At 38.5% G+C, this 15,375-nt stretch carries 9 protein-coding genes, 1 tRNA gene and 1 pseudogene; 8 read left to right on the top strand and 3 right to left on the bottom strand.

Features of this window, described 5'->3' with window-relative positions; genetic code table 11:
- Window positions 1–401 precede the first annotated feature (401 nt).
- Window positions 402–2,888: a family 20 glycosylhydrolase gene (locus tag FGL31_RS19945; protein ID WP_138093965.1), complete on the bottom strand. Its 2,487-nt coding sequence runs from the start codon at window positions 2,886–2,888 to the stop codon at window positions 402–404.
- A 113-nt stretch (window positions 2,889–3,001) separates the two neighbouring features.
- Between FGL31_RS19945 and FGL31_RS19950 the strand changes: the two genes are divergently transcribed.
- The 8 genes from FGL31_RS19950 to FGL31_RS19985 all read left to right on the top strand — a co-directional run bounded on the left by FGL31_RS19950 (window position 3,002) and on the right by FGL31_RS19985 (window position 14,185).
- A tRNA-Glu gene (locus FGL31_RS19950) sits at window positions 3,002–3,073 on the top strand.
- Between the two features lie 430 nt (window positions 3,074–3,503).
- Window positions 3,504–3,992 (top strand): hypothetical protein, encoded by a 489-nt coding sequence (locus FGL31_RS19955; protein WP_232047011.1) that lies wholly within the window; start codon window positions 3,504–3,506, stop codon window positions 3,990–3,992.
- A 143-nt stretch (window positions 3,993–4,135) separates the two neighbouring features.
- Window positions 4,136–4,645 (top strand): helix-turn-helix transcriptional regulator, encoded by a 510-nt coding sequence (locus FGL31_RS19960; RefSeq protein WP_138093967.1) that lies wholly within the window; start codon window positions 4,136–4,138, stop codon window positions 4,643–4,645.
- A 174-nt stretch (window positions 4,646–4,819) separates the two neighbouring features.
- Entirely contained in the window at window positions 4,820–8,026 is a 3,207-nt protein-coding gene (locus FGL31_RS19965) for a SusC/RagA family TonB-linked outer membrane protein (RefSeq protein WP_138093968.1), read from the top strand.
- Between the two features lie 10 nt (window positions 8,027–8,036).
- Complete coding sequence (locus FGL31_RS19970) at window positions 8,037–9,737, top strand: RagB/SusD family nutrient uptake outer membrane protein (RefSeq protein ID WP_138093970.1); 1,701 nt, start codon at window positions 8,037–8,039, stop codon at window positions 9,735–9,737.
- A gap of 1 nt (window position 9,738) precedes the next feature.
- Complete coding sequence (locus FGL31_RS19975; RefSeq protein ID WP_138093972.1) at window positions 9,739–11,655, top strand: heparinase II/III domain-containing protein; 1,917 nt, start codon at window positions 9,739–9,741, stop codon at window positions 11,653–11,655.
- A gap of 44 nt (window positions 11,656–11,699) precedes the next feature.
- Entirely contained in the window at window positions 11,700–12,932 is a 1,233-nt protein-coding gene (locus FGL31_RS19980; RefSeq protein WP_232047012.1) for a DUF2264 domain-containing protein, read from the top strand.
- Window positions 12,933–12,943: 11 nt separating this feature from the next.
- The gene (locus FGL31_RS19985) at window positions 12,944–14,185 is read left to right on the top strand and encodes a glycoside hydrolase family 88 protein (RefSeq protein WP_171017738.1); all 1,242 of its coding nucleotides are present in this window, start codon (window positions 12,944–12,946) and stop codon (window positions 14,183–14,185) included.
- A 56-nt stretch (window positions 14,186–14,241) separates the two neighbouring features.
- Here the strand turns inward: FGL31_RS19985 and FGL31_RS30450 are convergent.
- Both FGL31_RS30450 and FGL31_RS28435 read right to left on the bottom strand, forming a co-directional pair.
- Window positions 14,242–15,013, bottom strand: a pseudogene (locus tag FGL31_RS30450) (SDR family oxidoreductase).
- A 5-nt stretch (window positions 15,014–15,018) separates the two neighbouring features.
- Window positions 15,019–15,366: a DUF4861 family protein gene (locus tag FGL31_RS28435; protein ID WP_262709191.1), complete on the bottom strand. Its 348-nt coding sequence runs from the start codon at window positions 15,364–15,366 to the stop codon at window positions 15,019–15,021.
- Window positions 15,367–15,375: the final 9 nt, after the last annotated feature.

Consider the following 15,375-nt stretch of genomic DNA (forward strand, 5'->3'; position numbering starts at 1 on the left):
TTTAGACATTAGACATAAGACATAAGACAGGGTATGATTTGCTAGTGTCTTCATCCAAAAGCCATGCCGGGTGGGTGGTGAAACCCAATAAGCCGTGGCAGGTGTCCCCACCTGCCACTGAAAATATGCCAATCGCCATTTTTTTCTATAATAGTTACACCCCTAGCAGGGTTGTATGGCGTGAAATTCATATTCGATAATAGCACAACCCAATAGGGGTGTAACTATTATAGCAGATTTGTAATCCGACCTTCCAACCCTATAGGAGTATAACTATTAGAAATGTTTACAAAACGCCATGCTGCCCTGTACCAGTGTAAATACTATGAAAATAGAAAAAAGTATAAAACAGTCAACCCTATCTAGGGACTAATACAATTCTAATGTCTTTTGTCTAATGTCTACTCCGTTACATACGTCGACACTCTTCCTACCCTACCTTTGTCATCCACTACTGCCAGATTGATTTTGTCTCCGGATTTCACTTGAATTCCTTCAGCAGGATATTTATTTGAATTGGAGTTTGGTTCGGTTCCGTCAGTTGTGTAATATATCATAAATCCTGGGTACTCTATATTCGCCTTTAACTTATCTCCCTTTTGAGTTACCCCTACGGATGGCAATCTATAATTGAATCCATCAGCAATAAGGTCGAGTTTTGGCAATTCATAAATACCGACCTTATTTACAAAATCAGCATAAGTTTGGTTGAAAGACTTTTCATTGAATTTGGCTTCCGATTCCCATACTCTTTTTGGTGCCCATGCACGTTCGGATAATGCGTACAACCTAGGGAACAACATATAGTCCATTCGTTCTGGAGTAAGAACCGTTTCCGCCCAAAGCGCAGCCTTAACACCCAATAAATTAGACTTTCCTTTTTCCGTAAGCCTTACTTTTGAAGCGATATAATCTTTTTCCAATTTTTTACCTGGATCTGTCAAGCTCATGTTTGAGAAAAAATCCTCAGGCAACAATGAAAATGAGTTGTAAAGATCTGAAATTGCCGCCCATTTAAGTCCGGGTTCTCTGAAATCTTTATCCCATACCATATCTAGGTAGAAGTTGGCGGCTGAAATAAAGATAGTTTTATATCCAGCATTGGCAAGCCTATAAACAAGATCCTCTTGTCCGCCACCAATTACATTTGCCCAAACATCTAAGTACATATTGAGGTGCGACAATTTATCATTTACTACCATCCCCGACCCTTTGTTCACCATTCCGAATTCTTCCCATCCCTGCATGATTAACCCTTTGGAAGCACAGATTGCATTGATCTTTTCAACATAGAATGGCCATACCTCGTAAACGGACTTAAAGCCTTCTTTTTTCATGAGCTCTTGAATAGCAGGAGATTTTTCCCAAGATCCCGCCGGAACTTCATCGCCACCCAAAGAAACTACCTTTAGGGTCAAACCAACTTCCTCGTACATCTTCTTGATATCATCCAGAACAACATCTAAAAAGCGATATACAGAAGGCAGCGCAGGATTCATGACATTATCATCCCAATATTGTGCAGAACTGTATTCCGACTGATCAGCTGCTTCATACAACAGGAACTCCTCGGCTTCTTTTGCCTTCCCTTCTTTCATCAAACGATTATACCTTGTTTCCATGGATTTTATAGCTGCTCGGGCATGTCCGGGAGTTTCAATTTCTGGAATTATCGTTACGTATCTAGAAGCTGCATACTTCAGAAGGTCTTGAAATTGAGCCTTGGTCAGAAAATGACCTTCCGTAACATTGGTACCTGAACCATAAGCTGGCTGTATGCTCGTGCCATCCTGATAGTAAGGTGATCTTTTGGAGCCTATTTCAGTTAATTCTGGAAGTGAAGGAATCTCTAACCTCCAGCCTTCATCATCGATAAAATGTAGGTGAAGCTTATTTATTTTATATTGCCCCATGACATCAATATACTTTTTGATGGTATTGATATCCTTAAAATTCCTAGCAATATCCATCATAAAGCCACGATATTCAAACCTTGGTTTATCATTTACTTCCACATAAGGAAAAGATACTTCTCCATTCCCTTTCAACTCTTCTGCAGAAAGCATAGACTTTATGGATTGAAGGGCATAGAATGCACCGGCGGCTTCGGTAGCCTCAATTGTTACCCCTTTCGCGTTAATCTTAAGATTGTATTCCTCAGGACCTAATCCTTTCTTATACAAAACCTTAATAGCAGCATTCTTTTCATCTTGATTGATAAATGAGTACTGTGTCAATTGTTGGGAAAGTTCCTGAAATGGCTTTAGCGCAAAATTAAAGTGCTCATTGATATAATAACCTACCTGCTGGGAGAATTTATAGGTGCCTTTTCCCATCATTAAATGCGCAGGTGTAGGAAGGACCAACTGCTCTCCTTTGGTAACTCGATTTGAATTTCTTTCAAATAGCTCATTTAGGACCTTATTTTGTTCCTCGACAGAAACCTTTAGAGGATTAACAGTTGGGTGACCAATATTTATTAATTCCCTTGGGTTTGTTCTACTCTGTAGATAGAATCCATTTGGAGTCAATGAAGTGTGCGTAATAGGATAAGGGGATTTATAATCAATTACCATAGAATCCTGTGCACCTATTTTTGCTTGGTCAGCAAAATCAATGGAATAAAGATTCCCGTTACGATTGTGAATAGAATATAGTGGAATATTCTGTTCTTCGATTGGATACATAGAATTGAACCAAAGATTATAACCTTTCAAATCGACCGGCTGTCCATCATTGTTCTTGATGATTATTTTTAGGGCAATATTATCTTTCGGATTATAATTTTCATTGAAGTCCCACTTAACTTCTATATTTTTCTGTTGGGCATTCAATTGCATTGCTGCCAACAGAATTCCGCAGATACTTAAGGCTTTAATTAGTTTCATATGATTTGTTTTCAACCTAAAAATAGCATCTTATATGTAAAGCAGCAATTTTTATGAAAAATATTTTGTGATAATAAAAGTAAATTCTATATTTGCACACCGGAAAACAAAACGGCCCGTTCGTCTAGGGGTTAGGACGCAAGATTTTCATTCTTGAAACAGGGGTTCGATTCCCCTACGGGCTACAGAAAAAAGCGAATCAAATGATTCGCTTTTTTAGTATTTAGTAGTTAGTATTTAGTATTAAGACGACTGCAACCGTGATATCACCAACCTTCTCAATATCAAACTAGCTAAAAAGCGTGGTTTTTATATGCGACTACTCGATGAGGTCGTTACCCAAGTAGTCGAAAAAGGCTCCCTCCCACCAAAAAACAAACCATCTGCTTTATTTCCACCATTAACTTAAAGACATTGGTCAAAGTCTCTGGTTGCTTTGGCATATTACTTTTCCATAAAAACCCATATTTATTTCCATTCTGGTTAAATTTTAACGCATTTCAAGTAATCGTTTTCATGAAATTATTATTGAATAGCTTTTAGTGTGCTTTATCTTAAAATTTATATCCAATTTATAATAAAACCATAGATTAACTATCAACATATCAACCTTAAATGCATTGGTACGATTTGTACCAATATATTTCTTTTCGTATCTTTATGGAAACGTTTAAAGCACCGGGATTAAATGACAACGGAAAGAAGGTCAAGATCATCAAGATGTCCAGTGCCGAACAAGCGGCTGCCCTGATCAGAAAGGGAAAGTTTGCCGAGATGCCCTCCATGCAACAGGGTTGGCGGTTCAATTTTGACAAGGAACTCAGAAAGTTGGCCGGTGCTACCGGATATATTCTAGTTGCCGAAGAAACACCGGACATTTCCGAAGGTTGCATGATTTTCACGCTCAACCAAAAGATGATACCGTACATGGCCTATCTGGAGGTTGCGCCACATAACAAGGGAGACTCCAAGAAATATGACCGGGTGGCAGGATGCCTGATCGCTTTTGCCTACCGCCAGAGCGTATTGCAGGGAAAAGAACATTTCAGTGGTATGCTGTTTTTCGACGTGATGGAAGAAAGCGAGGCCGATGCGAAAAGCTGATGGCACTGTATTCGTCCAAATACCATGCGAAACGGTGGGACGGAACAACCATGGTCATTATGGATGAAGATGGCGAAGCCCTTCTCAGGGAATATCTGCCGGAAGATTAATATGACATAAGAAACATCGTAAAAGAGATCGTTATGGACACAAACAAAAAAAACAGGGAAAAGACAGTCGATGTGACTATCCGCCCCAATGACGGTAGCAAGTGGAGTGCAGAGAAAACAGAGGCCATTACCACTATGGCGAAACTCCGCCACGGCGAACGCAGCAAGGAACGGCTGTTGCAGAATGCTATGGCTGCCGTGCGTTACAAGATGGAAGATTACGTAAATGACGAAGATGTCATGCCGGAAACCATACTCACCATCGAGGATTTTGTAAAAGACTTTTTGAAAGTATTGGGCCTTAAGAAAGGTGAGTTTGCTAAGCACATCGATATTGACGACTCCAACCTGAACAAATACTACCGGAACGATAGGCGTTTCAACACGGTACTTGCCCTGAAATTTGCACATTTCTTCCATACTCCGGCAGACCTGTGGCTGAAAGTTCAGATCAAGAACGAACTTCTGGAACTGCACAGGGAGCAGGAGGCAACGGAAAAATACAGCAAGTACGATTATAAAAAAGTGTTGCAGATGGCGTAAAGGTCATCTGTAATGTTTTGTACAAAAAAACCCATCACAATTCCCTTTCTGGTTAATTGTTAATGCATTTCAAGAAATCGTTTTCGTGAAATTTTCATTGAATAGCTTGTATCGTGGTTTATCTTGGAATTTATATCCAATTTATAATAAAACCATATATAAACTATCAACACAATGAAACTAAATTTCACTCTTTTGCAAAAGGGAGTTCGGCAGCTCAAGCCTAAAGTGAGCTGGTCCCTGCTGCTATCGATTTTCATGGCTAGTTCCCAGCAAATTAACGCCTATGAAATTAATTTTGGTGCAACCGAAATTCTTTCCAACAGTGTTCAAGAAACTATCAAAGGAAGGGTTGTGGATGAAGAAGGAAATCCGATAACATCAGCAACCATCCAGTTAAAAGGAACCAATATTGGCACAAAATCAGATGCTGAAGGTAATTTTGAATTAGCGAGCGTTCCAGCCAACTCCGTACTTCAAGTTAGTTCGGTGGGATTTGCTACAAAAGATGTTGCTTTACAGGGCAATGGTTTTTTAGAGATTACTTTACAGAGCTCCTCGACAGATGTTGAAGAAGTTGTAGTAGTCGGATTCGGTACTCAACGTAAAGAAAACCTAACCGGTGCCGTGTCATCTATTCAAATGTCAGACGTTGTTGGCAGTAGACCAATTACATCTTTATCATCTGGTTTAGCTGGTCAGGCTCCAGGATTATCGGTTACTCAAGGATCAGGTCGACCAGGAGCGGATGGTGGATCTCTACGGGTTCGTGGTCAAGGAACGTTGAACAATGCAAACCCATTAGTTGTAATCGATGGAGTTGTTGGCGACATGAACCTGATCAATCCTCAAGATGTAGAAAGCATCTCCGTTTTGAAGGATGCTGCATCAGCGTCGATCTATGGATCCAGAGCTGCAAATGGTGTTATCTTGATTACTACTAAGAAAGGAAGAAATAATGATTTCAAAGTAATTTATAACAATTACTTCTCTTCTCAGAAGCCTTCCAATGTCATGACGATGATTTCCAACTATGCTGATTATATGGAGTTGGTGAACGAAGGCTACAAAAATGGTGACGCAAACGCAAAGCCTATCTTTTCCCAAGAAAACATTGATCTGTGGCGAGCCAATGAAAATGGAGATCAATTAATGTATCCAAATACTGATTGGGTAGAATCATTGTTTCAGAACAAAATATCACAAAACCACAATTTATCCTTTACTGGAGGAAGCGAAAAAATCAAATTCTTCGGCTCTTACGGGTTATTGGATAATCCTGGTATTGTTGAACAAGCTACATATAAAAGACATACGGGGAGGATAAATCTCGAGGCTGACATAAAACCTTGGCTGACATTGGGAACCAATATCAACGGAGTCGTTTCCAAAACCATGATTGGTACTAACCTCATCAATGATGTCTTTTTATATGCTGCTGCGAGCACGCCTGGGATGGTATTAAGGGCTCCTGATGGTAGATTTGGTTCACCAAACAATCCAGAAGATGATCCACAATCAAATAACATATTACATCGTTTATACGCTCAAAAAGGGGATATAAACAAAAATAGGTTTGTCAGCAGATTCTTTGCTAAATTGAGACCTATCAAAGGTTTGAGCATAGAAGGATCTTATACTTATACCTATAATGATGACTTTATATATAGCCAACCTGTTTTCAATGACCGTTGGAACTTCTTGACTAATTCCGTTGCAACAGCTGGAACTGGAAGAAGTTCAGTGACCAATCAATCTGTCAAGACTTACCGTTATTACATGGATGGTATTGCCAAATATGAAAATACTGCAGCAGATAGCCGTCTGAAATACGAAGTTATGGTTGGTGCCAGTCAGGAATATTTAAAAGATGGTTGGTTTGCTGCATCAAAATTAGATTTGATAGATCCATCATTAAGTGTATTGAATGCTGCAACAATGGATGCTTCAGCATCAGGGAACACCACAGACTGGGCTATGCGTTCATTTTTTGGTCGTTTAAACCTCTCCTGGGACGACAAATATTTATTGGAAGCAAACCTGAGGACAGATGGTTCATCAAGGTTTATGAGTGGCAAAAGCAGATGGGGAACTTTTCCATCAGCATCGGTGGGCTGGAAAATATCATCTGAAGACTTCTACGATGTAAGCTGGATGCCTACGCTTAAATTGAGGGCCTCTTATGGATCCTTAGGAAATAATGGGACCGTTGATGATGTGTTTTTTTACAACGGCGGAATCAACAACTACGAATATCAAACCTTATATAGTTCAGCGAACTACATCCTGAACAACCAATTATTTGTAGGATTTGCTCAAACCGGTTTAAGCAATAGTCTATTGACTTGGGAGAGCACAAATGTGCTAAACTTAGGGTTGGATTTTGATTTATCGAACTATAAATTGAGTGGGTCTGTGGATGTATTTGATAAAACCACAAACAATATCCTGATCAATTTACCTGCTCCTATGGTAGTTGGAGATGCATCAATTCCAAGAACAAATGCAGCAAAAGTTAGAAACAGAGGTATAGAAACCAATTTGACCTATCGTGATAAAATCGGTGAGAACTTTAACTTTAACGTTAGTGGAAACTTCACTTTTATTGACAACAAAGTCATCAAATTCAAAGGTGATGATCGTTCTATTTCAGGCGCCAACTTACTTCAAGAAGGTTATGCCATTAACACCCAATTTATCTTGCTTCATGACAGGATCATCCAAACGGATGCTGATTTACAGTTGGTGGAGGACATGATCAAAAACGCACCGGTGGATCCAGAAACTAATCAACAGTTAAATCCATTTGCAGCTTACGGTAAGCCTGAAAAAGGTGATTTGCTATATGTTGACACCAATAATGACGGCGTAATCAATGATGAGGACAGAGTCGCTGTAGGTCATGGTACTGCTCCGAGAATTACTTACGGTTTCAATTTGGGATTTGATTACAGAGGTTTTGACTTCAATGTATTTTTACAAGGAAGTGCTGGAAATAAATTAGTGTATACAGATTTACATTATACTCCAACCGTTCGATGGGGTTACCAGTTGAATCAAGAGATTGTGGATGGACGATGGACAGAAGGCAGAACGGATGCTACCTATCCAAGACTATTACCATATACCAACACCCGAAACAACATCAACAGTGATTTTTGGTTACAAAACAAATCTTATATGCGTATCAAAAACATTCAATTAGGTTATACTTTTCCTAATGAATTAACGCAAAAGATTGCTGTTCAAAATTTACGTGTATTTGGTTCAATGGAGAACTACTGGACATTTACAAAATACAAAGGATTTGACCCCGAAGTAAATGGAACCAATTATCCGACCATGAAACAAATAGTGTTTGGAATAGGATTAACCTTCTAAATGATTAAAAATGAAAAAGATAACTTTATTATATATTTCAGCTTGTTTGGCATTGAGTTCTTGTTACAAGTTGGACACGGTTCCATATAACCAAGTTAGTGGAAACACATTTTGGCAGACTGAGGATCAGGCGTTGGCTGGTGTTCTTGGTATTTACAATGACCTTAAGAAAGAAGGAACTTTTGGGATTCAGTTCGCTTATGATGATTTAACAGATGTTGGGATTGGTTATGATGTCGGCTTTGGCGATATCATTGCAGGAACATTCACAGACAGAACCGGAACAGTTACCAGCAGGTGGAAAAGTGGATATGATTTGATCCAACGTGCTAACCATGCCATAAGGAATATTCAGAACATGGAAATCGATGCAGAAAAGAAAAACATCATGATTTCTGAAGCTAAATTTTTACGTGGCTTGATGTATTTTCAATTGAGCAATCTATTTGGAGGATTACCGATTTATGATGAGTCAGTTGATCTGAATAAGGATTTTGCAGACCTGAAAAACCCTAAATCTTCCTTAGCTGATGTACAAAAATTTATCATTGATGATTTGACTTTTGCTATTGAGAATTTACCTGTTAAATATGACGACAAATATAAAGGTAGAGTAACAAAAGGTGCTGCTGTGGCATTAAGAGGGAAGGTCTATCTTTATCAAAAAAATTGGGCAAATGCGATCAAAGATTTTGAGGATGTAGTGTACAACAAAACTGCCCCTTATAACTACTCGTTAAGTTCTGATTACAGCTCACTGTTCAAAATGGAAGGAGATAACAGCGCTGAGGCTATTTTTTCTATTCAGAACATGGGTGGAACTGGTTTTCCTTATGGCATGCCGATGGCATTTTACATGGGGTCGAGATCAACATTTGGAAGCTGTTGGAACAACGTGATGCCAAGTACAAGATTTGCGGACAGTTATGAGAACAAGGATGGCTCACCATTCAATTGGGATGACCATTATGCTAATTACAATGCCGACAATGCTGTTAAAAGAGAAGCAATGATGGCTACGCATACCAATGGCACTTATACTCATCTACCTGACACTGCCAAAATCAGAAGCATCTATGCAAACAGAGATCCGAGAATGAATCAATCATTAATTGTTCCTTATTCTGACTATTTAGGTTGGAATGCAAATCAAGAAAGGAACATGAAATTGGTTTTGGCAACTGGCGTCAATGAGAACTTTGGGCAAATTAGAAACAACCGCGGATGGTTGACATATATGTGGAGGAAATTTGTACCAGAGGGCAACCTAAAAGGAGCACTTACAGATCGTGCACATACGCCTATCAACTTCCCGATTATTCGGTTAGCGGATGTATTCTTGATGTTAGCAGAGGCATATAATGAAAACGGAGAACTGAGTCAAGCAATAGCAGAACTTAATAAAGTTAGAACTCGTTCTTCTATGCCAGGACTTAATTCCGGTCCAGCATTTTTAGCAGTATCAAGCAAGCAGGAGATGCAAAACCGGATTTCCCACGAAAGGAAAGTCGAGTTGGCTGCTGAAGGACATCGTTATTTTGACCTGAAAAGATGGAATCAGCTTACCGAAGTTTCCAATAATTTCATTGAGAAGAGCATTGTTGGTGATAACCTGTTAACTCGTGGCTATCAAACGAGACATGTCATCTGGCCAATACCTGGAGCTGAAATAGAAATGAATCCAAATTTAGTACAAAATCAAGGATGGTAATATGAAAAATCTTATCAGCTACATTTTAGTTTTCATTATCAGTTTTTCTGCTTTTGCAAGTGGAAAAACTGATAATCCTTTGGATTTATTGTGCAAGAATTTCAGCCAATCTGATCTAAATAGCAGTTTATTGAAAAATGCCGAATGGGTTCCATATCCATCCTATTCCGATCGTGAAGGTTGGAAAAAATTGACTGAGCCTGTTTACTCGAATATAATTGAAAAGGGTGAACAAGCTTTGACCTATCAATGGCAAGTTGTAAAAGCTACCGATTACTTAGCTTATGAGCGAGATGGTTCTAGGGTCATTATGGAGAAACCGATGAATGAAAATGCTACTGCGCTCAGCAATTTATTTTTTGCGGAATTGGCTGAAGGCAAAGGTAGGTTTTTGGATCAGATCATTAATGGGGTTTGGTATTTTACAGAAATGAGTACATGGTCATTATCTGCTCATGTTCCAGCTTATCAACCCTCGAAAAGAACATTGGCACAAGCAGGTGTGCATGTAGTAGACCTGATGGCGGGTGACATGGGTTCATTGCTGTCTTGGATTCACTATTTCCTAAAGGAGGACATGGACAAGGTGAATCCCGAAATTAGCAGCAGGTTGAAAAGCAATATTTATTCTCGAATCGTTGAGCCCTACATGAATAGAAATGATATGTGGTGGCAAGCACTCGAACTTAAGGAAAATAAAATGGTGAACAACTGGAATCCATGGTGTAATTTCAATGTATTGACCTGTTTATTATTGATTGAAGATAATGAGAATCTAAAGGTTGAAGGTATTTATAAAACCATGAGGTCAGTTGATAAATTCATCAACTATGTGAAGATAGATGGTGCATGTGAAGAAGGACCGTCATATTGGGGACATGCCGCAGGAAAATTATACGACTACCTTGAATTACTGTCCCTATCTACTGGCAATAAAGTGAATTTATTTGATCAAAAAGTCATCAAGGATATGGGAGAATATATTTCTCAATCTTATATCGGAGGTGATTCTTGGGTGGTTAATTTTGCGGATGCTTCAGCCAAAGGTGGTGGCGATCCTTTATTGATATATCGGTACGGTGAGTCTGTTGGTAGCCTTGAAATGAAACAGTTTGCCAAATATTTATTGGAAAATAGACCTAATAAAATATCCATAACCAGAGATGCCTTTAGAAGTTTGGAAAATTTAAGAACTGTGGAATCTATACAAAATGAAACAGCCAAATTACCAAACAACCCAAATAAATGGTATCCTGAGACTGAGTTTTTATATATTCGAAATAAGGATATATTTTTTGCTGCCAAAGGGGGATTTAATAATGAAAGTCACAACCACAATGATATAGGGACTTTTATCCTTTATAAGGATAAACAACCCATGTTTATTGATGCCGGAGTAGGAACTTATAACAAGAAAACTTTCAGTAAAGAGCGTTATGATATTTGGACAATGCAGAGTGATTATCATAATTTACCACAAATAAATGGTTATGAACAACCATTTGGTGCAAAGTACAAATCAAAAAATGCTTCATTTGATGGGAAGACAAACGAGTTCAAACTTGACATTGCAGGTGCTTATCCTGAAGAAGCTAATATTAATTCATGGGTTAGGAAGTATAAAATCAATAACAATGAACTTATTATCACTGATGAATTTGATATCTCAAATCCTAAAAAAGAGAACATTATTCATTTCTTATTGGCTTCAGAACCAAAAATTGAAGACGGGATAGTGATTTTGAATAATGGCAACTCCTCTTTAAAATTTGACCCTAAGTTATTTGAGGCTACACAGGAAACTATCGAGCAAGATGACCCGAGACTAAGTAATGTTTGGGGGCCTAGAATTTATAGACTATCTCTGAAAGCAAAAAAGTTAAATTCGAAAGGAAGTTATAAATTTATTATAAACTAAAATTATGAAACGGAGAACATGGATTCAAAAAGCGGGTTTACTTTTTGGGAGGATTTACCCTTGCAAAAACCAACCTTCATGGTTCTGAAATAAAAATGCAACATAGCATTTCTGAATATGACACATCAAATGATAGAGCATATTGGGTTTCGGTGATCAGCAAAATGGCTACACCCATTCTTGAAAACATTAGCAAAGGTACTTTCCAGAAAAATATGCCAATGATTGTTTCAGAATCCTTTGATAGCAGAAATTCAAAGGTTGGGTATTTGGAAGCTTTCGGACGTTTAATGGCTGGAATTGCTCCTTGGCTTGCTTTACCTGCAGACAATAGCAATGAAGGCAAAATAAGAAGTAAATTTTTACAACAAGCTTTACTGGGTATTCAGCATGGAGTCGACCCTAGTTCTCCGGATTATTTTGCATGGAGAGACAAGTCAACACAGACGTTGGTAGATGCTGCACATTTAGCTTTAGGGTTACTGCGTGCCCCAAAAGCATTATGGGAGCCACTTCCTGAAAATACTAAAAAGCAACTTATTGAGGAGTTTAAGCATATCCGATGGATTACGCCCAATCAAAGCAATTGGCTATTGTTTGCATCTATGACAGAAACCTTTTTACTGACCGTTGGAGTCGAACCTGATAGAAAGAAAATTGACCATGCTATCGATAAATTTGACAAGGATTGGTATGTTGGCGATGGTTGGTATAGTGATGGCGCTAGGTTCAGCTATGACTACTACAATGGATATGTTATTCATTGCATGTTAGTAGAAACATTAAAGCATAATGCCAAAGTATCTCCTGCTTATCAAGAGAAGTATGACCGTGCATATAAAAGGATGCAAAGGTATGCTGAGCATTTGGAAAGAATGATTTCACCTGAAGGGTACTATCCTGTAATCGGCAGAAGTTCAACCTACAGAAATGGCGGTTTTCAGCCTTTGTCAGCTGTTGCATTGGATAAAAAATTACCGGCCACTTTAAAGCCATCTCAAGTTAGAGGAGCTATGACCGCTATGCTCAAAAAGATATATAGCCATGATATTTATGATAAATACGGTTGGTTAGTATTAGGTTTAACATCCTCACAACAAGGAAACATTGCTGATTCCTATACCAATACCGGCTCTTTGTATGAAGCATCATTATCCTTTTTAGCATTGGGGTTACCGGCGGATGATGAATTCTGGACTGCTAAAGCAGAACCTTGGACTTCTCAAAAAGCCTTTTCAGGACAAAAATTCCCTAAAGATTATTACGTAACTTATTAGAACCATCAGATATGAGAATCAAAATCACATCGTTATTAGCTGCTGCGGCATCCGTATTGATGATCAGTATGAAACCGCATCAAGAGGATTTCATTCCTGAAATTTTCAAGAAAGCCGACAAACAATATAATTTCTTAGCTAAAGAAGCAGATGTATTAAACAAATTCCCAAGAACTACCAAAGACGGCAAACTTGTAGGTACAGACGAATGGGATTGGACCGGTGGATTTTTTCCGGGTTCATTATGGTATTTATATCATCAAACTGCGAACGAGGAAACTAAAGCTGAGGCAATTAAATGGACAGAAAAATTAGAAAAAGCCAAAGATTTAGACCAACATCATGATATAGGTTTCGTGATGTATTGTTCCTATGGTAATGCCATTAAATATTTAAAAGATCCGGCAAAGGTTAAAGAATATAAAGATATTATTATCCATTCTTCGAACACAGCATTGAAAAGATTTGATGAAAAGGTCGGGGTAATCAAGTCATGGAATGAAAAGAAAGCTTGGGACAATAGGACTATTTGGAAATATCCTGTCATTATCGACAATATGATGAACTTGGAGATGTTGTGTTATACCTCAGATATAACGGGTGATCCAAAATATAAAAAAGTAGCGATCAGTCATGCCAACCAAACGATGAAAAATCATTTCCGCCCAGATTACAGTACTTACCATGTTGTTGATTATGATGAAACTGGAAAAGCTATACATCATCAAACCAACCAAGGTTATGCTGACAACTCGACTTGGGCACGTGGACAGGCATGGGCAATCTATGGATTTACCATGATGTACAGGGAAACCAAGGATCCGGAATATTTAAAAACTGCTCAACAGGCTGCGAAATTCTACATGAATCATGCAAACCTTCCATCGGATAAAATTCCAAATTGGGACTTCAATGCCCATCAGGAAGGATATAAATCAGATGTGGATTTTACAGGAAGAAATATCTCGCCAGTACCGAGGGATGCATCTGCTGCAGCTATTGTAGCATCAGCTTTGGTAGAACTTTCCACATTTTCCAAAGGCAAGGATAAAAAGATATTCTTGGATTTTGCAAAAGAAAGCCTAAAGACTTTATCAAGCCCTGAATACTTTGCAGATTACAAAACGAATGGTGGATTTCTATTAAAGCACAGTGTAGGAAGTTTACCCCATAATTCGGAAGTAGATGTACCACTTACCTACGCAGATTATTATTACTTAGAGGCATTAACTAGGCTCAAGAAATTAAAATAAAGTTGATAGTTATAATAAATAGTTTAGGGGTTATCCATTGGATAGCCCCTTATTTTTTATCTGCCCATCCAGCCACCATCGACTGTTAGGATAGTTCCATGTACATAATTGGAGGCTTCAGAGGCAAGAAACACCGCAGGACCTTTAAAATCTTCTGCTTCACCCCATCTTCCGGCAGGTATACGGTCAAGGATAGAGGCTGAACGATTGGCATCATTCCTCAAAGTCTCGGTATTATCCGTAGCGATATAACCTGGTGCTATAGCATTTACGTTGACCCCTTTGCTTGCCCATTCATTTGCAAAAGCTTTAGTCAGAGATGCGATAGCGCCTTTAGAGGCGGCGTATCCCGGCACATTGACGCCACCCTGAAATGATAAGAGTGAAGCAGTGAATATAACCTTGCCAGATCCACGAGCAACCATATCTTTTCCGATTTCTCTCCGTCAGGATAAATTGGGCATTTTGATTGATTTCAATTATTTGGTCCCAATATTCATCAGGATGTTCTATTGCCGGCTTCCTTAAAATATTGCCAGCATTATTGAAAAGAATATCGATTGTAGGATGCGAACCTTTCAGCTTTTCAATAAATGAATAAAGATCTTGCCTCTTTGAAAAATCACACTGATAAGCATAAAAATTCCTGCCCAAGGCCTTAACAGATTTTTCTATTTCTGAACCTTCTAATTCTAGATTTGCAGAAACTCCGATTATGTCTGCACCGGCTTCTGCTAAGCCTTCGGCCATAGCTTTACCAATTCCGCGCTTGCAGCCTGTCACCAAGGCTAGTTTTCCTGTTAAATTAAATGAACTTAAAATTGACATGCTATTTATTTTAATACTGTTTTTAGTGGATGCTTTAAATTCTCCTTATAGATTTCAACAGCTTTATTCCACTCATTCTCATTAGTTATTTTCCCAGCTCTATTCCAAGCAGCACCGTTATAATATATAAAGTCTTTTTCATTTTTGACTTTCGAGATCATTAGGGCTTGTTCTGGTCTGACATTGCTATATTTCACATCTTTTTCTGGAACTATTACTGCTACTCCTATTTTTCCACTGTTGTTGATTTCTGGTTCCCAGTAAGTCAATGACGTAGGGTTCTTAGCAAAGGTCAATAATGGGTTTTCTTCTTTCCTTTTTACAATACCGATTGCGATTGGAGTTTCACCCATGTTTTGATT

Origin of the sequence: Sphingobacterium daejeonense (assembly GCF_901472535.1) — a bacterium.
In the GTDB taxonomy this organism is placed as follows: Bacteria; Bacteroidota; Bacteroidia; order Sphingobacteriales; family Sphingobacteriaceae; genus Sphingobacterium; species Sphingobacterium daejeonense.